Below are 17,938 nucleotides of genomic sequence, written 5' to 3'. Positions count from 1 at the left end.
GAGTAAGATTGAACATGAAAAAAGTTAGTAATATTAACGTAAACGAAAAACAGGAAAAAATAATTCGAGATTGGCTCTATTTGCTTGATAGAAGTATTTTTTCATCTAGGTTTTCAGAGAATAACAAAAATTTGTCAGTAACACTATTATACCTAAAGCATAAAAACATTTTTTATTCTCCTAGGAAAAGTGGTCAGGCCTTTGAGCTTTTGTATTATGCAGTTGGAATTGAAACGAAATTTAGGTTAACTCTCGATAATATTTTATCTGAACTTTTTTATAGAGATATTTCTATGGAAGCATTCTATTCAACATATCCTCCTCAAAGTTTTGTTAGTAGTATACAACAATATCTAGATAGGCGAGTAGAGTTGAAGAATAGGACAAAATTAGGTTAAATATGCATACATAGAGCCCGGGGATGTTTGGGGTGAGTGCGATGAGTTAATAAATTTTGGATACAGTAAAGTTTTATTAGATATCAATAAGTCATATAAGATGAACCAAATTTGTAGTCTTCATGGTATTAATCTTAGACGTTTAAGATATTATGGTGGCTATTTCGCAAAATATGGTTTGATTCCACATAACAAAAATTTTATACCAGATATAATTGTTAATGACCCAATACAATATTTTAAAGAACTTGGAAAAAGAGCCACAGAAGAAATTGCTCGTGAGAAGTATGGTTGGTCATCCAAAGATTATTGGTATTACTATTTTGACCAGTCTGTTCAAAAATACTTGAAATTCTAATAGGATTTAATGATAAGAGAAATCGCCGACAAAACGGCGATTTTTTTGATTTCCTAAAATATATTGATTTGTTATCAAGAACGTTGTTATGATATTAATGGGAACGTAAGTTTGTCTTTTTTCATTTTTTTTCGACGTTTCATATTACAATATTCATGCAAACCGTCAAATATTAATACAGAAAATGCCAAAAGTTAAATACGATAACAACGAAAATAATGCAATAGAAATGACAAAACAAGTTACAATTCACACTGTGAAATTCAAGAATTAATTGGAATTGTTGCAGTAAAGTTTAGACGTTTTGTTTCAGAATTACTTGGACTGAATTTTTATACAAAAAAATGAATGAACATAAAAAATAAGCAGACATCTGATGAATTCTCAGTTGTCTGCTTATTTTTTGAAGGGGAGTAGTAATCCGTGAAGAATAAACAATTAGTAAGAGGTTTGTAACTTTTTTGGTATTGATCTATTGTTTCCAGAAGTCGCGGCGAGACATAAAAAGGGACAGTCGAGAGAGGGCTTAAGACATTTAATGAATATACAATTCAGTTAAAGGAAAACTATAGTTTAACACCAGAGAAGGCAGTCGGTCATTTTGGCTCGATTGCATTTCCTTATGTTAATTGCAGGGAAATCTTATTTATCCACGAATAATCAATGTATGGAAAATTGTATTAATGTGAAGTATGCGTATTGGTAATCGAGGATTTCGATGATTCCTGCTTAGAGAGAATTTACCCAAACATTAGATGATATGACCCTTAATCATTGTCCATTGCACTTGGAATTGTTCATTTAACAAGACAAGATCAGCGTCAAAGCCCGTGGAGATTCTGCCTCGGGTATCAAGGCTTAATATTCGTGCAGGTGTGGTTGAAGCCATTTGAACCGCGTCTTTTAAAGAAATGCCGGTTTCTACGGTTAGACGAAGTGCCTCATTCATCGTAACCGTACTGGAGGCTAAAGTCCCATCCTCTAGTCGAGCTACACCGTCGGAAACCGTAACATGATGTCCACCGAACACATAATTCCCGTCACCTAGTCCCATGGCTTGCAAAGCATCTGTGATAAGTACCATGCCATCTGGTCCTTTCAGACGATGCATCATTCTAACGATCGCAGGATGCAAATGAATACCATCCACAATCGCTTGGAGGCTTACATGTTCTTCTTCAAAAGCGGCTACAACCAGACCGGGATCACGATGATGAATCGGACGCATGCCATTGAAACAATGCGTAACGTGACTCGCTCCGGCTTCAAAGGCTTGCTTTGCTTCCTCGTATGTGGCATCCGAATGCGCAACCGCGATTATGATGCCATTTTCTTTCAGAAAAGAGATGAGCTCCATCCCGCCAGGTAATTCTGGGGCTATTGTAACCATCTTAATCAGTCCATCTGCTTCGTTAAAAATTTCTTTCATTTCAGTAAGATTCGGATGTCGTAAAAATCGTTCATTTTGCATACCTTTACGCTTCGGATTCAGGTACGGACCCTCTAGATGAAGCCCGACAATTTTGGCCCCGACTTCACGCCCGATTACACGTTTCACACTACGAATCATGGCTAGTAATTCTTCAATTGTAGAGCTAACGGAGGTAACCAGAAATGAGGTGCAGCCCGTTTCAGCACAAGCACGCGAAACCTCCTGAATACTCGCCACACTGCCATCCATCATATCGAACCCGTTAGCACCGTGGATATGCACATCGATCATACCAGGTATCAATAAATGTCCTTGACCATCCATAAGTTCATATTCGCCCTCCGGAAGAGAAGAAAGACCACTTTCTAGCTTTTCAATAATTCCGTTTCTTATCCAAAGTGTGGCAGGTAGAACAAGGTCGTCTGGTTGGATCACGTTTACGTTGTGCAAAATTTTAAGACTCATCTATGTTATCCTCCTCGTATTTGTCTTTCTCTTCACATTGAATAATCGCTATATTTTTATTATGGAGTACTTCTCTTATTTCGTTAGGCACCTCTTGATCGGTAATCAAAATATCCACAAAGTCAAAATCTAAACGATAAACCGATTTGCTTGTAAACTTCGTGAAATCAGCTACGACGATTACCTGATCCGATCTGCGGGCCATCTCTTTTTTTACAGAAACATCATCTTCGTAAGGAAAGTAAAGCCCATCAGTTTGTATAGATGTAGCTCCGATAAATGCCTTATCAGCTCTTAATTCTCTTAGTTTATCAATGACGGAAGGTCCATATAATAACCGATTTTTGGTATGTAAATAGCCACCTAGCACATATACTTGGAGATCTTCCCGTCCTGAGAGAATCCCTACAATGTCTATGGAATGTGTGACAGCTGTAATATTTTTAGCTGAAATTTGTTCTGCTACAGACTGTACCGTAGTTGATACGTCTAAAATGACTGTTTCCCGATCTTGAACTAGTTTAGCTGCTATCTTCCCAATTTTACTTTTACTGTCTGTTTCGTCAATTAAACGTTCCTGATAGGTGGCTATTTCCTTCTTCAATTGAGGTAAAGCGACGCCTCCATGTGTACGAATAACGACCCCTTCTTGTACTAATTTAACAATATCTCTTCGGGCTGTATCCCTAGATACATCTAGAAGAGAGCAGATATCCATTACACTCATCGCATGGTGTTCATTAATATAGTCGAGTATTTTCAGTAATCGTTCTTCTTGATACATCATCATCACCTCTTATAAGTAAGATTATCATAAAATATAAGTGAATTAAAGTAATATTTAAGTATTTTTAAGTATTTTAGTGATTTCACTATTTCATTTGGCCAATTGATGGGCTTAATTTGTAATTGCCGTATATTAAAAGTTCTTCGAGCAAAGCATTCAATTCTATGGCTGTTGTCACACTTACCCTAATCCAGTAGTAGCCTTCTTCGCTTACGCGGTGCGCTTCAATGACATTATTGTTTTGTTGAACAAACGATTGAAAAGATTGTGTTAATGTTCAAAATCCATGAGCGTAAAACAAGAATTTCTATTTTGATGACATCAAATTTCAAGATTATGGTAATATAAAGAGGGCAAAACGATGAAGATTATTTTTTTGTCGGTCAATTGCAAACAGCAAACATTCGCTTCACGGTTAAATCACCTATCGAAATGAAATTGCCTGGAGGGACAATGTTCTCCACAGATCGGACACGAACTTACGAAATATACATGAAGTTAGAAGATGAATATAAAGCCCAGGATGCCATTAAATAAAACCCTAACAGACTGCCGTCATCGACGGCAGTCTGTTTAACTAAACGCGCAAGTTCATCCTTTTTTTAAAATTAAAGGATAGTATTTAATGATAAAGACAAATAGGAGAGTGAGGGATTTATATATTGACGAACATAGTGCGGTTTATCGCTATAATGATACCGATATTGCTTAGTATTCTCGCTTGCAGTAATGATGAGGTTCATCATACTAGTATGCCAACAGTAAACTCTCGACATAGTAACCAGCAATCGGTCTATAGACCTGACATGTTTCTTGAGAATATAGCTTTTCCCTTCGGTGAAGGTTTGGGACAACCACTAGAGTCAGGGACTCCTCCTTCTGAGGCGAAGCTTATCAAAAGCTTTGCTCTAACTCGCTCTGAGGCGGAAGTACATATTTATAAAAGCGGTGGTGATGCCTCCCCAATATATACGGGGTATCTCAAGGGTAAGAACTCGGAATGGAAGTTGGGTAACTTGCCTAATTTTAATGAAAATCAAGCTTGGATTAATCCGATGAATTTCATAACTGGGGATGTGTCTGGCGCGGCTATTGAAATCCCTTTTGGTGAAATAGGGGCACAGAATGGATTGCTGATTTATCATCCTAAAACCGATTCATGGAAGATAACAGATTTTCAAGGACATACGGCCATTCCGATGGATCTCGACAATGACGGTGTCCCTGAATGGGTCGGAAACCAGACGGATTGGGTCCCGCATGCTGTGGAGATCCATCGTTGGGTCGCAGAATATGATCGTTTTGAATCGACAGTTATTCAATGGGATAGAAGTCTCTTCCCTGATGCGCCTATAGAAGAAATTTTTTATTCATCCCTTTTTGTGGAGGAGGGGAAGCATTTCATTGAAATAGGCTACAAAGATGGTTACGCCTTTTTTACATTTGACCACGGATTCTTAAAAAAGTACAAACCTACCGATACCAGAAGCCGTGTCTGGGAAATGCAAATGGCTCGACAGCATCATTAATTTTGAATATCATAATGCTCGTTGAACTAGCGGGAACGTTAGTTCAATGAACTATCTGCTTTTATTTGTCTCAGAAGTACTTCATAACTTAATTCTCTCTGTTGGTCGTGCTGGTGTGGGGGGACATTGATTTTATGAATATTAATGAAATCAGAGATTTAGTCAAAAGAAGATCCCCCTTTGGCCACTAAGAAGCCTTTATTATAAGGGCTCTGCCTACAAGCATGTAGAATAAAAGCTGAAAGCTAAAGGTTAACCAAGCTCAAGCTCACCGAAATCGCAGCTTCGATGGAAATCAGGCACGGACGAAGTGACTCGATTCCAACATCCATAGTGTGGAATAGGCGTATGATCCCCGCATTTGTAAAAATTTGCGCAAATCTTGCGGCCAGCCTCAGGACTGAAATCCGGAAATATCGTTTGGATCCAGCGGAAAGGGATGGAAAATTCCAGCTGCCAATACGGCATTTTGGTAATCCGATCATAGCATTCTGGAGATGCATGGATGAGGAAAAGAGCCGAATCAACGTCCAGCAAATAGGTCCGGTCAAACCGATTGGTGCCCAGTTTCAGCAGAAGATTACCGGCTGCGTTCAACTCGAAATTCAGATATCTGGGATCCGACTCTGGCAGTGGCTGAAAGAAAAATTCGACACAGCTGTCTTTGCAAACTGGTTCGTTTATTGTGCGATAGGTGATTGTGGGGTTCGCTTCATATACGCTATAATGCAGATGAATTCGTTCGGACGTGTACATCAGCTTTACTTTTACTGTCGGCTTGTAGCCATTGTCTAGCCAAAGATAATGATCGATGGATAAATCGCTAATTGCATTCCAAGAAACGGGAGAATCCGTATACGTAGGTTGAATAAGATATTTCATAGTTCCTCCTTTTTGTGTTCAGTATGTAAATAACCTGAAAGAATCCTCCTGCAATTAAGCTTCTTGTAGGAGGATTCTTTTGGTGATATTACGTCCTCAGCGTGCCGTATCTCTTCCTGTATTCACCAGGCGTAATACCGGAGTAGCGTTTGAACATGCGGATAAACGAATTTACATTCTGATAGCCAACCTTGACGGAGACGTCTTGGATTTTCAGATCCAGGTTATTCAGTAATTCTTTCGCTTTCTGCATGCGCAAGCCGTTCAAATAATCGCTGAAGTTCGCTCCTGTTTTTTCTTTGAAATAGGTTGATAAGTAGCTTGACGTAATGTTTAATTTGTCCGCCATGATATCCAGCGTGATGTCCTGCTCCAGGTGCTGGACCAAATACTCAAGGATAAAATAGGTCATCCGATCGTGTTCCGATTTCTTGTGATTCACTCTTTCTATGGCTGGCGATATAAGTTGTTTGAACCATTGTTTGTATTTTTCGATATTGTAAAAGCTGTTCAGGTGATTTAAAACCAGAGGCGGCAACTCACCTTGTTCCCGATGCAAATTTAGTTTCATGATCGACTTGTTCAACTGTCCGTAAACTTCTTTGGCGAACCTTCTGAATTCGTCCACGGAGGCTTCTCTTTTGCAGAGGGCGTCCAGTTGCCGGTGAATCCAGTCCAATAGCGATTGTTCATTCCCGGACATGAGCCGAGTGGAGAACTCCTCTTCCACTAGTACAGTGAAATGTACAGCACCTTTCGCAGGACGGAACGTGCGGATGAGTTGAGTCTCGTCGTTCAATTTCCGCTGTAGTAACATGGTGGATGCATATTCATAAGCTGAAATCAAATGGCCGGAATCAGGGTAAATCGGGCTTACAGCGATAGTCAGGAAAAACAGGTCCCGGTCTACTTCAAGTACCTGAATTAATTGCTCCAACGCAGATTCAATGTCTGCCGTCTCGTCCGGGCCGAAGAGTAGAGTAATCGCCGTATCCTTATCCATTTGGAACGTAATTGTGTCCTTGAATGTCTGTGACAGGAAAATATTAATATATTCCCGGATAAAGTATACAGCTTTTTCGAGCTCGGAATCGAGTTCCCCAAATTTATCTTTCATCGTCAACTGATACAGCACGAGCGTGAAAGGGGTATCGGCAACAACCAGCTCTCGTAGCTCAGTTAAGTTCATATGGATGTTTCGCAATTTATTTGTGTAAGCATAATACCGAAGCTCGTCTTTCTTTTTGTCCAAATCCTCCGTAATCTGATCATTTGTTCGGAGGATGCTGCTCATTTTTTCGCTAATCATATTAAATTCGTAGATAGGACTGCTCACCGGCACGCCTGATGGGTGACGCTGCTGAACGGCCTCTATGATTTTTTTGACAGGCCTGTTTAATCGCATCGTGAGTACCACAGACGTTATGATACTTAACAGGATGATGATTACCAGTAAAGTAATGAAAACAATATTCAAACGCAACAACTGATTAGAAATGCTCTTGATCGGAACGACGCTAACATAGGTCAAGCCGGTCAACTGTCCTTTTTGATAGAAATAATAGAGATTATTGTTGGTAAAGCTTCCGTTCTGCCCTTCAAAAGATTGGTTCAGCGGTGCCTTCATGCTAGGAGACGAAGAGAATATTGCTACACCTTCTTCATTTATTATGTATAAATCAAATTGATCTGAGTAATGGTACGAGTTGAACATTTTAGTCGGATTAAGCATGACTATGAAATACATGTCTTTATAAGGCATCAGCTTAACAATAGCCGGAAGCAGCTGTCCTTTGTTCTTTTGGATATTAGCTGAGATTTCCGTGAATGAGGAGGTAGGGATCAACCGGTAAGTATAGGATTCGTCGAACTGGCGAAACCAAAATTCCGGAAGATATGCACTGCTGGCATAATATCTGGAGAACAAGTCATTAGCCCCGCTCGTCCCTTCCTTTTCCACCACATAAGAATCGTTTTTGAAATAGAGCATGATATTGTCAATAGAAAGAAAAGGGTTGGCGATCAGCACTTTGATCACCGACATGACGTTGTCTACTTTGTCATACGCGTTTAATTTCTGTACATTCCGCAAAAGATTCAGATTCGCCATAAATATGTCATCTTGATTTAAACTAATAATCGTTTCCCTGACTAGCCTGAAATGATTCTCGTATTGGTCCACCGTATGATTTAGGTTCGATTGGTTGTATTTGACGATTTCTTCGTAGATTTTCGATTTCAGAAATAAAAAGGATATGAAATTGAAGACAGCGAGCACGGCTATCACAACAAGAAAACTGGTCATTAACTTTGCGAATAAGGAATTGGTTTTCCAACTAAACCGCCATAATTTTAACACCCGATAGACCCCCATGTTCTCTATGTCGATTTCTGCAAATCCTGCTGGATCCATAGTAACATTCATCATACAACTATACTACGGGATAGTGATCTAAAGGAAAATATTCATTTCTTTTAATTCATACACACTTTCTTTGCTTATCCAATAAATTGCGTGTTCTCTATTAAATGTGGCGATTTATTTCTCGAGAATGGCATGTGTATAATGACGATATTAAAGCCCGCTGCACGAAGGCGCCAGCAGCAGGCAAGCATCTACAACTGAATGAGGAGATATGCGCATGACCCAAACGAATACGCACGCAATCGAGAAGAAGCAGAAGCAAGTATCCGTCGAATCGTTCAATCAGGTTAAGACAACGAGTCTGCTGAGAAAATCATGGAACCATAACAAATATTTATGGTTGCTGGTTCTGCCCTGCTTGCTCTACTATGTCATTTTTCGCTATATCCCTATGTTTGGATTGGTGATCACGTTCAAAAACTTTAATCTCTTTAAGGGCATCTGGGCTAGTGAATGGGTAGGGTTCAAATATTATGTGATGTTTTTCCAAAATCCAGATTTCTTTCTATTGATGCGTAACACGCTCTTATTGGGCTTTTACAAGCTGTTGTTCGGCTTTCCCGCTCCTATTATTCTGGCCATCCTTCTAAACGAATTGAAAAATATGGCTTTAAAGCGGTTTGTCCAGACAGTAAGCTATTTGCCCCATTTCATCTCGAACGTGATTGTTGCCAGCATGGTAATTATGTTCCTATCTCCGTCTGGCGGCTTGATTAATCAGATTATACAAAGGTTCGGATTCTCACCAATCAACTTCATGATGGAGCCCGGTTGGTTCCGTACCATCTACGTCGCTTCGGATATTTGGCAGCAAATCGGCTGGGAATCGATCATATATTTGGCGGCACTGACCGCTGTGGACCCGCAGCTCTATGAAGCAGCAAGTATTGATGGAGCGGGACGCTGGGGAAAACTGTGGAACGTCACACTGCCTGGCATTGCGCCGACGATTGTTATCCTCTTTATATTAAATGTGGGGAAAGTATTGGAAATCGGCTTCGAAAAAGTATTTCTTATGTACAATGCGGCCATTTATTCGACGGCGGACATCATCAGCACTTATGTTTACCGAGTAGGTCTAGAGCAAGGCAATTTTAGCTACGGGGCATCGATCGATTTATTTATGGGCATCATCAGTCTGATCTTTATCTATTCAGCGAACTACATTAGCAGAAAATTGGGAGAAAACAGCTTATGGTAAAGGAGGAATTAACGGTATGAAAAAACGCATCAGCCTTCTCGGCCTAGTAAATTCTCTGATCATGCTTCTTGTCATTGTCGTTACGCTTTATCCATTCATATATATGTTGGCCGTTTCATTAAGCAAGGATGTATTTGTCATGAAAGGGGAGATTAGCCTTTGGCCCAAAGGATTTAATCTGAAGATGTATGAATTGGTTTTTAAAGATCCGAAAATATGGATCTCCTATAAAAACACACTGATCTATGTCGGCTTGGGAACACTTATTTCCGTCATTATTACTTCTATGGGGGGGTATGCCTTGTCGCGAAAGGATATGGGGTTTCATAAGTCCATGACTGTGCTCATCATTTTCACGATGTTTTTCAGTGGTGGCATGATACCTACGTTCCTGGTAGTACGGTCGTTGGGTTTAGTCGACACCATTTGGGGCATGGTGCTTCCAGGTGCGGTGAGTACATGGAATTTGATTATTATGCGCACTTTTTTCAGCAACATGCCGAAGGAAGTTGAAGAATCCGGCAGAATGGACGGGCTAACAGATATCGGTATTTTCTTTCGCCTCGTCCTTCCGTTGTCGAAGGCGGTCATCGCAACTGTCTCCCTGTTTTACGCGGTGGGGTTATGGAATAATTTTATGCTGCCGCTGCTTTACCTAAGAGATCCGGATCTCTTTCCACTCCAGGTTCTTCTTCGCAATCTGGTATTGGCCGGCAACGTCGCATCCGGCGATGTAACTCGAATTGGAGGTGATAATCTCATTGTAGAGGATTCGTTGAAATTCGCGACAATCATGGTTTCAACGTTGCCGATTTTATTGGTCTATCCGTTCATCCAGAAATATTTTGTCAAAGGTGTCATGATTGGTGCAGTAAAAGGATAACGCACAAATGCACAAGGAATGTAGTCAGCCACCAAAAGAAGAAGAGGGGAAAAAAATGAAAAGAAACGCAATGATGATTTTAACTGTGATGCTTGGATTATCGATTTTAGCGGGATGTTCTGGCAGCAAGACGGAGGAGAATGCAAGCGGAGAAACAAAGAATACGGCATCGGGGAGTAATGGAAGCACCTCGGCGCCAGTCTTGGAGAAGAAAACCTTCAAAGCTTTGTTGGATAGCAACCCAACGTTTCCGTACAGTAAGGATTGGCCAATTTGGAAATGGATTGAAGAAAAAACTGGTGTGACGCTTGACGTACAGACACCATCCGGTAAACTGGGCGATTCGCTAAATTTGGTAGTGGCTTCCAATAGTATGCCAGATTTGATGTATATTCCAACCCGCGTGACCGCGAATAAATTTGGTCAGCAAGGTGCACTCGTCAACATTCTCGATTATTTAAACCAGATGCCGAACCTGTCGGCATGGTTGAAGAAATATCCAGAAGAGGGCAAAGCAGTTCTCTCCTCGGAAGGAAAGATGTACATGTTCCCGAACCAAGGCTTTGGGGAAACAAACCGGATGATTTGGCTGTACCGGGAAGACATCTTCCGCAAGAACGGTTTGACGCCGCCGAAAAACTACGATGAGCTGTATACTGTTCTGAAAAAGCTGAAGGAGTTGTATCCGAGCAGTTACCCACTCTCCATGCGTTTCGGTCAAATTCCCGACGAAATGTACGCCAACCTCACGACGAATTTCAATACTGGTGAGAACGTCTACTATAATTTCGACAAAAAGGATTGGGGATTCGGACCGACGGAAGATGCGTACAAAGCGATGTTGGGCGCTTGGAATAAGTTTTATAAGGAAGGATTGATCCCGCCTGATTTCCTGACGACGCAAACGAAACAATGGCAGGACATGATTTCCAATAGCAATTCGTTCATCACGATCGACTATATCAGCCGTATTGACTTCTTCAACAACGCCATGAGAAAGGACAATTCAGAGTATAACATGCAATTCATGGCGCCTCCGGCCGGGATTTCTGGCGGCAAGCAGTTGAATCCATACTTCCAATATTTGGAGGGTGGTTTAACGGTGGCATCCACATCCAAAAACGTAAAAGATATTATGAAATATATGGACTTCTTTTACTCCGAGGAAGGTAAAACGTTGACGAGCTGGGGGAAAGAAGGCGAGACGTTCACGGTGGAGAATGGCCAGAAGAAATTTAAGCCTGAATTTACAGATGTAACGGAAATGCGCAAGAAAACAGGCCTTCAGACGAGCGGCGATTACACTTGGATCGATTTCGGAGCGCATTTGTCCCTGTTCTCCAAAGATTTGCGCGCGGCTTATCAGGAAGTTGTGAAATACGATCTACCGGCAATGCAGCCGAAACCGGCGTTTACGGAAGAGGAGAACGAGAGATTGGCTGTGACTGGTCAAGCGGTGAAAAAGAGCCGAGATGAAAACTTCGCTAAGTTTGTTACGGGCTCTCGTAGCTTGAGCGAATGGGATAAATACGTTAAGGAAATTGAAGGACTAGGCGTGCAGAAACTGGTAGATACCTATAAAACGGCTAATAAACGGGTAGAGTCTGTCGAATTGAAATCGAAATAAAGCCGCAATTAGCAACAAGACAAAACTTGTTGAGATAGGACGGATGCTGTTTGGCTCGAGCTTCATGCTGGAGGAGTAGCATCCGATCTTACTAATTATTAGTCATGTTAAATTAAAGGAAGTGGATACATTGGTCATGCTCCCGAAAAAACTTTGTCACATAGGATTGCTTATATCCCTTCTTCTGCTGGCTGTGATGGTGGGAATGCCTTCTCATGCGGGTGCGGCTGTAGACCCAGGAGTTACGATCGATACGCCAAAGGAAAGAGCACAGCTAGTCAAAGGCGTCACTCGTTTTACAGGAACGTATACGAAAGCATATGAGGTCCAAACTGTTTATTAATGGGGAAAAGCAGGTCGACACGGTGATGGTCGATCCGGAAGGAGACGATACGGGCAGCTAGTATTATGATTTTGATAACAGCTCTTATAATGGCGAAGTGCAGGTGATCGCCAGAGGCAGTGACATCATCACGCGTTACGGGGTATGGAGCCAAACGGTTAGCGTAAATGTGAACAATCCAGAATCAGGACTCCATCAGGTGAACATCATTAATCCAACCGACGGCGTAACCATCAGTGGTACAGTGTCGATTCGGATCTCCGTTAAGCTGGCAGGTTAGGATCAATAACGGCGCATGGTTGAATACTGTTCTGTTTCAAAATGAATACGTTTACAATTGGGATTCCAATGGGAATGGCGATAAAACGAATGAGCCATTCTATATGCCTAAGCAGGATCGCGCCATGTAGATTTGGGAGTCTGAAACGTACAAGTTGCTGCTTAACCCAAATTCGTGGACAGTACTCGATACGCTTGCTCAAGATACGGCGACGTTCGGCTCCGATCCGATTACAACATTTTATTTGGCTGTCGGCTCTTTTGCCGGTATGGACATCCTGGAGGACGATCCAGGCAAACTACGCGACTTCATCATTTGGGCGCACCAACACGGCTACGCCGTTCAGGCTTGTATAGCGGGCGGAACTTCTCCCGGATACCTAGGTGCTTATGAAGCTATCACTATAAAGCGATCCGTGAAATCGAGCGGATCATCAATTATAACTTGGCTTCTAGTGCAAATGAAAAGTTCGACGGAGCCCCCCTTTAAAATATAAACTTAGACCCGCAGCCCGTTGCTGTGGGTCTCTTTGTGCGACGGGCAGTTGCATCCTGAAGTAGTCAAATGACGAAACATCTGATGAACGGAAGGGGAGCGACCTCGAGAACAAACAATTGAATGTGGTGCTGGACAACAGAAACGTTACTGCGGTAAGAACGAACGAAAAATTGAAGCTTTAATGGCATAGTATTTAAGGACATATGTTGTTTGAAATATCGCAGATGGAACGGTGCTGGACATGATCTACTGTTTCTAATAAGGTAACTATTGGTTTCCAAAATATACCTGTACTGCTAACGCAGAACGATAGCTCAATAAATATGAAGAAACGTCATTCCAATAATCTTGGAATGAAGACGTGTACAGTTTAAAGAGGTCTTACTTAAATCCCACCAACAGCATTTGGAGGACAATGACATATTATCGTAAGCGGATTTTGGACAAGTCATTATTGCCGATAGCTCGCTCAGTAGCGTTTCCGTAATAAAGGTTCGTCGCTCAACTATTCAAAGGAAAATATTCCAAGATTACAGAAAAAGTAATGATGAAATCATTAATTGTTTTGTAATAGATGAAGGGGAAATCCACAATTAAACATTGTGGGACATCGGTCGTTCATACGCTTTCTTAAGGTATTAACCGTGAGGAGGTCTCCACTCATATGCTCTTAAAAGTAAAACTTCAAAATTCGTCGATAAACTGCCGATTCCCAAAACTATTACCCCGATCGACCAATACAAGAAAGGTTCGTATTATGAAGTGACCATGAGGGAATTTACCCAGAAACTACGTGATCGTCGATTTTACTCGATTTTTCGGTAAGACGATCGTTCTTAAAAATGTCTTCAAGGGGGCCTCCCCCGAAACAACCGATGTGATGCAGTTCAGAGTAGCCACTCCTTTAAAAGGTAAAGATACCAGTTCTCTTCCAGATCATTTAATGAAATTTGATTTTCTTTCAAGAGAAATGGCAACAAGGACAAGAGATCTTACACTCGTCAGGGTGGAGGATAAATATGGAATATTATTGAATTTACTGGACGGTAAAAGGTGGAGTGATTGTATATCCGAGAAAATGGAATTAGGAACTATTTTCTATAGCATTCTCAGAACTCCTTTCCTCTCGCTTTTCCATCATTACCTCCTAACTTGCCCAGTTATTGGAGTTATAACTACATTACGCTTCTACTTGATAATTAAGGGGGTATCGGTGAAGAACAATGAAATCATTGAAAAGGAGGGTAAAAATGAAAGCTTTAACCTATCAGGGGATTAGAAATGTGAAAGTTAAAGAAGTACCAGATGCCAAGCTAGAGAAATCGGATGATATTCTGGTTCGTATCACAACTACGACCATATGTGGTTCGGATCTTCACCTCTATAATGGGGAAATACCGAATATGCGAGACGACTTTATTATTGGGCATGAGCCGATGGGAATTGTAGAGGAGATAGGAACAGATGTTACCAAAGTGAAAAAGGGAGACCGCGTCATCCTTCCCTTTAACATTGCTTGTGGTCAATGTTGGTATTGTAACCATCAATTAGAAAGCCAGTGTGATAATTCGAATGATTTTTTACATGGAGATACAGGCGGGTATTTCGGTTATTCCGATACCTTCGGCGGATATGCAGGCGGACAAGCTGAGTTGCTGCGTGTTCCTTATGGGAACTTCATCCCTTTCAAAGTCCCTGAGGATGCTGAAATGGAGGATGAGAAACTTCTATTTCTCTCTGATATTATTCCTACAGCCTATTGGAGTGTGGATCATGCAGGAGTCAAGGCTGGTGATACCGTCATTATTCTGGGCTGTGGACCCGTGGGATTGCTGACACAGAAGTTTGCCTGGTTGAAAGGTGCAAAACGTGTTATCGCGATCGATCATGTGGATTATCGTTTGGAGCATGCACGTAAAACGAATCATGTCGAAGTTTTTAATTTTAAAAAACAAGATGATCTGCTTCAATATTTAGCTGAGCTTACAGGCGGTGGAGCTGATGTAGTCATCGATGCTGTAGGACTGGATTCGGAGAAGGCCTTTGTGGAGAAAATAGAAACGATGCTTAAGCTCCAAGGTGGTGGACTTGGGGCATTCCGAATGGCTACTAAACTGGTGCGCAAAGGTGGCACGATTCAGGTTACTGGGGTTTATGGGATGAATTACAATGCTTTCCCTTTTGGTGATTTGTTTAGCCGCAATATTACGCTGAAGATGGGTCAGGCTCCAGTCATTCACTATATGCCTGAATTATATCGTCAAATCAAAGAAGGTATATTTGACCCAACCGATATCATTAGCCATCGATTGAAGTTGGATGATGCGGAGCATGCATACAGCATTTTTAATAAGAAGGAGGATCAGGCTATTAAAATAATTTTGAAACCTTAGTTATATCATGGTTTAAAAAGCGAGCAGAATCCCACTGGGATCCTGCTCATTTTTTTATCTGTAAGCCAAGACAATCTAATCCTTATTTAGTTCTTTTTCACCGTAGTGCAAAGGTTCATCTTTTGGATTTCCACTAAATTCCCATTTAATTATTTCCTCAAAAGATTAATTTGAAACTTTACTATTATGGGATTTGGTGGAATTGAACGCTAACTCAATTTATTAAATTTCTTTCGTAGGTTTAAATGTCGTGCTAACTTTTTGGTACTGGAGAATCTAACCAAATAAAGTAGAATAAGTGATTTTGGTGATCTAAACGTCATTCAGCAATACAATCATATTGTTCAGAAACGTATGCATATAGTTGGAAAGTTTGAAATGGAATTTGGTCCACTGATGCCCTTTGGACATAGCTTCATGAGGCAGCCTTGGCAATGGGAGGAGACATCTTGGCCATGGCAAGTTTGAGAAGGAGGTCAGTCGATGTGGATTTATGAAAAGAAGCTTCAATATCCTGTAAAGGTTAGTAAACGCGATCCAAGAATGGCTAGAATACTTCTTGAGCAGTATGGAGGTGCGGATGGTGAACTCGCTGCGGCACTCATACTTAAACCATAAAAGAGGACTTTCATCTCCATAAATACTAGAGGTGAAGGCCCTCAATTTACTTAATCGACTATGTTAGTTACTGGTATACCCATAATGCACAATGACCGGTTGTGACGATTGTATTGATCCTTGTTGTGGATATCCGCTTTGCTGGGAATTCTGTGCCTGATAGCCACCGTAATGAGAAATAACCGGCTGTGAGATGTTTTGAGAATATGCATTCATTTGAGATGCATGGTTAGGCTGAATGCTTTGCTGGGAATTCTGTGCTTGGTAGCCGCCGTAATGAGAAATGACCGGCTGTGAGGCGTTTTGAGAGTAAGCATTCATTTGGGCTGCATGCTTGGGTTGCATGCTATACTGGGAATTCTGTGCCTGATAGCCCCCATAATGAGAAATGACCGGTTGTGATGCATATTGAGAGTTAGCATTTATTTGAGATGCATAGTTAGGCTGAATGTTGTGCTGGGAATTGTGTGCTTGGTAGCCGCCGTAATGAGAAATGACCGGCTGTGAAGTGCTTTGAGAGTAAGCATTTGTTTGGGATGCATGGTTGGGTTGAAAGCTATACTGGGAATTGTGTGCTTGATAGCCGCCGTAATGAGAAATGACTGGCTGTGAATTATTCTGCGTAAATGCGTTGTCCTGTGAATATTGAGTCTGATAGCCGCCATAATGAGAAATGACCGGCTCCTGCGAGGTATTAGAATTAGCGTATCCGTTTGTATAGGACGATTGAGATGCATTGTTTAGGCTTTGCTGTCCGAATTGATTCATTTTATTGTTCCTCCTAAAATATCTATGTTGGCCTTTGAAGCCTACATTATTATTAGGATTCAGCTTGCTTTTATTCTGTGAATTATTGGTTCTTTAACGGTACTAGTACCACATCAGATGCTTCGATGTTATGAAAAGGACTTCCCAATTATAATGGCTTATATACTATGGTACTTCTATCGTCCGATTGCCATTAAAGTAGCATACTAATAGTCATAATTTAGAGTATTGAAATAAAAGAGGGATATAAATAGTGTTGTTGAGACGAAAGATAATCATTTTATTCTAAATTCGATCAACTGCTCAATCAAGCACGGCTTCCTAATGCTGGAAATACTTTAGACCAATTAAATAATCAAGCCTATGAATTAACCCTACACCTACAAAAATTTAAACTCAATTTATTATTATGCTTAATGAATTAGAGGAATATCTGCGAATTCTTCTTGCGATTTTAGCAGGAAAAGGGGTCATCACAGAGTTCCAGATGCAACAACTCTCGGTCCATTAATACCTGATATATGTAAGCTATTAACCGCATGAAAACTGAATGTTAATATGAAAACAGTAGAAATTGTAACCATAATAATCTTTCTCATTAAGGGTCTCCTTTTTAACATGATTTGAATTCAATGTTAGGATACCCAGATTTAAGATCTTTTAATGTCGTGAGCTATATGGACCACTTACCTTTAAATATATTAGCATTAATTATTAATGCCCGAGCTCCATGTTTAATAGGAAAAAGATCTCCAATAATTGGAGATCTTCTTTACTTTGCAGACTTTACTTCTTGAATTGGTTTAATAGCGAATAGTGTATGAAGCCAGCAACTACACAAGTACCAGATATACTATAGAACATAACTTGAAGCGAAAAATTCACAAGAACTGAAGCCAGTGGGGGGCCAACTGCAACGCCAATGAACCTCATAGAACTATAGATGAAAGTTATTGTGCCTCTTTCTGCTTTATCTATTCCTTCCGTTATTAAGGAATCTAAGCAGGGTAGAGTAACACCAATACCAATGCTGCAATACTAATTAAAGTAA

At 40.8% G+C, this 17,938-nt stretch carries 18 protein-coding genes and 1 pseudogene; 13 read left to right on the top strand and 6 right to left on the bottom strand.

Annotation, left to right across the window (positions count from 1 at the left end; all coding sequences use genetic code 11):
• The first annotated feature begins 14 nt into the window (after positions 1 to 14).
• Both GC096_RS08335 and GC096_RS08330 read left to right on the top strand, forming a co-directional pair.
• The gene (locus GC096_RS08335; RefSeq protein ID WP_171629766.1) at positions 15 to 398 is read left to right on the top strand and encodes a hypothetical protein; all 384 of its coding nucleotides are present in this window, start codon (positions 15 to 17) and stop codon (positions 396 to 398) included.
• Positions 399 to 498: 100 nt separating this feature from the next.
• Positions 499 to 756 carry a hypothetical protein gene (locus GC096_RS08330; RefSeq protein ID WP_171629765.1) on the top strand — a complete coding sequence of 86 codons (258 nt, stop codon included), beginning with the start codon at positions 499 to 501 and terminating at the stop codon, positions 754 to 756.
• A 751-nt stretch (positions 757 to 1,507) separates the two neighbouring features.
• On the opposite strand, the gene nagA is transcribed toward GC096_RS08330, so the two are convergent.
• Together nagA and GC096_RS08320 are read right to left on the bottom strand one after the other, a co-directional pair.
• Positions 1,508 to 2,653: an N-acetylglucosamine-6-phosphate deacetylase gene (gene nagA, locus GC096_RS08325; RefSeq protein WP_171629764.1), complete on the bottom strand. Its 1,146-nt coding sequence runs from the start codon at positions 2,651 to 2,653 to the stop codon at positions 1,508 to 1,510.
• A complete protein-coding gene (locus GC096_RS08320) occupies positions 2,643 to 3,437 on the bottom strand; it encodes a DeoR/GlpR family DNA-binding transcription regulator (RefSeq protein ID WP_171629763.1) in 795 nt (264 codons plus the stop codon). Before GC096_RS08320 ends, nagA begins: the two co-directional genes overlap by 11 nt.
• Before the next feature lie 665 nt (positions 3,438 to 4,102).
• On the opposite strand from GC096_RS08320, the gene GC096_RS08315 reads away from it, so the two are divergent.
• Positions 4,103 to 4,969 (top strand): hypothetical protein, encoded by an 867-nt coding sequence (locus GC096_RS08315; RefSeq protein WP_171629762.1) that lies wholly within the window; start codon positions 4,103 to 4,105, stop codon positions 4,967 to 4,969.
• A gap of 252 nt (positions 4,970 to 5,221) precedes the next feature.
• Here GC096_RS08315 and GC096_RS08310 read toward each other — a convergent pair whose 3' ends face one another.
• Positions 5,222 to 5,851, bottom strand: coding sequence for a carbohydrate-binding family 9-like protein (locus GC096_RS08310; protein ID WP_171629761.1), 630 nt, complete (start codon positions 5,849 to 5,851; stop codon positions 5,222 to 5,224).
• 88 nt (positions 5,852 to 5,939) lie between these two features.
• A complete protein-coding gene (locus tag GC096_RS39315; RefSeq protein ID WP_171629760.1) occupies positions 5,940 to 8,210 on the bottom strand; it encodes a helix-turn-helix domain-containing protein in 2,271 nt (756 codons plus the stop codon).
• 283 nt (positions 8,211 to 8,493) lie between these two features.
• Here GC096_RS39315 and GC096_RS08300 point away from each other — a divergent pair, with 283 nt between their 5' ends.
• The 10 genes and pseudogenes from GC096_RS08300 to GC096_RS08255 all read left to right on the top strand — a co-directional run.
• Positions 8,494 to 9,477, top strand: a complete 984-nt coding sequence (locus GC096_RS08300) for an ABC transporter permease (RefSeq protein WP_171629759.1) — start codon at positions 8,494 to 8,496, stop codon at positions 9,475 to 9,477.
• A gap of 16 nt (positions 9,478 to 9,493) precedes the next feature.
• Positions 9,494 to 10,360: a carbohydrate ABC transporter permease gene (locus tag GC096_RS08295; RefSeq protein ID WP_171629758.1), complete on the top strand. Its 867-nt coding sequence runs from the start codon at positions 9,494 to 9,496 to the stop codon at positions 10,358 to 10,360.
• Between the two features lie 55 nt (positions 10,361 to 10,415).
• Complete coding sequence (locus GC096_RS08290; protein ID WP_171629757.1) at positions 10,416 to 11,987, top strand: extracellular solute-binding protein; 1,572 nt, start codon at positions 10,416 to 10,418, stop codon at positions 11,985 to 11,987.
• A gap of 136 nt (positions 11,988 to 12,123) precedes the next feature.
• The gene (locus tag GC096_RS08285) at positions 12,124 to 12,330 is read left to right on the top strand and encodes a hypothetical protein (RefSeq protein ID WP_171629756.1); all 207 of its coding nucleotides are present in this window, start codon (positions 12,124 to 12,126) and stop codon (positions 12,328 to 12,330) included.
• Positions 12,331 to 12,433: 103 nt separating this feature from the next.
• Positions 12,434 to 12,610 carry a hypothetical protein gene (locus GC096_RS08280; protein WP_171629755.1) on the top strand — a complete coding sequence of 59 codons (177 nt, stop codon included), beginning with the start codon at positions 12,434 to 12,436 and terminating at the stop codon, positions 12,608 to 12,610.
• Positions 12,611 to 12,764: 154 nt separating this feature from the next.
• Entirely contained in the window at positions 12,765 to 13,106 is a 342-nt protein-coding gene (locus GC096_RS08275) for a hypothetical protein (RefSeq protein WP_171629754.1), read from the top strand.
• Positions 13,107 to 13,901: 795 nt separating this feature from the next.
• Positions 13,902 to 14,387: a cupredoxin domain-containing protein gene (locus tag GC096_RS08270; RefSeq protein WP_171629753.1), complete on the top strand. Its 486-nt coding sequence runs from the start codon at positions 13,902 to 13,904 to the stop codon at positions 14,385 to 14,387.
• A complete protein-coding gene (locus tag GC096_RS08265) occupies positions 14,359 to 15,501 on the top strand; it encodes a zinc-dependent alcohol dehydrogenase (RefSeq protein WP_171629752.1) in 1,143 nt (380 codons plus the stop codon). Before GC096_RS08270 ends, GC096_RS08265 begins: the two co-directional genes overlap by 29 nt.
• Positions 15,502 to 15,795: 294 nt before the next feature.
• The gene (locus tag GC096_RS08260) at positions 15,796 to 15,969 is read left to right on the top strand and encodes a spore coat protein CotJB (protein ID WP_312886223.1); all 174 of its coding nucleotides are present in this window, start codon (positions 15,796 to 15,798) and stop codon (positions 15,967 to 15,969) included.
• A gap of 15 nt (positions 15,970 to 15,984) precedes the next feature.
• Positions 15,985 to 16,104 (top strand): annotated as a pseudogene (locus tag GC096_RS08255) (manganese catalase family protein); the annotation flags it as partial.
• Between the two features lie 78 nt (positions 16,105 to 16,182).
• On the opposite strand, the gene GC096_RS08250 reads toward GC096_RS08255, so the two are convergent.
• Entirely contained in the window at positions 16,183 to 16,887 is a 705-nt protein-coding gene (locus tag GC096_RS08250) for a hypothetical protein (protein ID WP_171629750.1), read from the bottom strand.
• A gap of 786 nt (positions 16,888 to 17,673) precedes the next feature.
• Positions 17,674 to 17,865: a hypothetical protein gene (locus GC096_RS39530; protein ID WP_446686383.1), complete on the bottom strand. Its 192-nt coding sequence runs from the start codon at positions 17,863 to 17,865 to the stop codon at positions 17,674 to 17,676.
• Positions 17,866 to 17,938: the final 73 nt, after the last annotated feature.

The organism is Paenibacillus plantarum, assembly GCF_013141695.1.
Taxonomy (GTDB): domain Bacteria; phylum Bacillota; class Bacilli; order Paenibacillales; family NBRC-103111; genus Paenibacillus_E; species Paenibacillus_E plantarum.
Note: the sequence above shows the minus strand (reverse complement) of the source record. Positions and strands in the feature narration are given on the sequence as shown.

What these genes read in the sequence shown, in the direction of transcription:
- GC096_RS08285 (WP_171629756.1), top strand. Translation starts at nt 12,124, where the DNA reads ATGCTCCCGAAAAAACTTTGTCACATAGGATTGCTTATATCCCTTCTT.
- GC096_RS08250 (WP_171629750.1), bottom strand. Translation starts at nt 16,887, where the DNA reads ATGAATCAATTCGGACAGCAAAGCCTAAACAATGCATCTCAATCGTCC.
- GC096_RS08335 (WP_171629766.1), top strand. Translation starts at nt 15, where the DNA reads ATGAAAAAAGTTAGTAATATTAACGTAAACGAAAAACAGGAAAAAATA.
- GC096_RS08330 (WP_171629765.1), top strand. Translation starts at nt 499, where the DNA reads ATGAACCAAATTTGTAGTCTTCATGGTATTAATCTTAGACGTTTAAGA.
- GC096_RS08295 (WP_171629758.1), top strand. Translation starts at nt 9,494, where the DNA reads ATGAAAAAACGCATCAGCCTTCTCGGCCTAGTAAATTCTCTGATCATG.
- GC096_RS08310 (WP_171629761.1), bottom strand. Translation starts at nt 5,851, where the DNA reads ATGAAATATCTTATTCAACCTACGTATACGGATTCTCCCGTTTCTTGG.
- GC096_RS08300 (WP_171629759.1), top strand. Translation starts at nt 8,494, where the DNA reads ATGACCCAAACGAATACGCACGCAATCGAGAAGAAGCAGAAGCAAGTA.
- GC096_RS08290 (WP_171629757.1), top strand. Translation starts at nt 10,416, where the DNA reads ATGAAAAGAAACGCAATGATGATTTTAACTGTGATGCTTGGATTATCG.
- GC096_RS08320 (WP_171629763.1), bottom strand. Translation starts at nt 3,437, where the DNA reads ATGTATCAAGAAGAACGATTACTGAAAATACTCGACTATATTAATGAA.
- nagA (WP_171629764.1), bottom strand. Translation starts at nt 2,653, where the DNA reads ATGAGTCTTAAAATTTTGCACAACGTAAACGTGATCCAACCAGACGAC.
- GC096_RS08265 (WP_171629752.1), top strand. Translation starts at nt 14,359, where the DNA reads ATGAAAGCTTTAACCTATCAGGGGATTAGAAATGTGAAAGTTAAAGAA.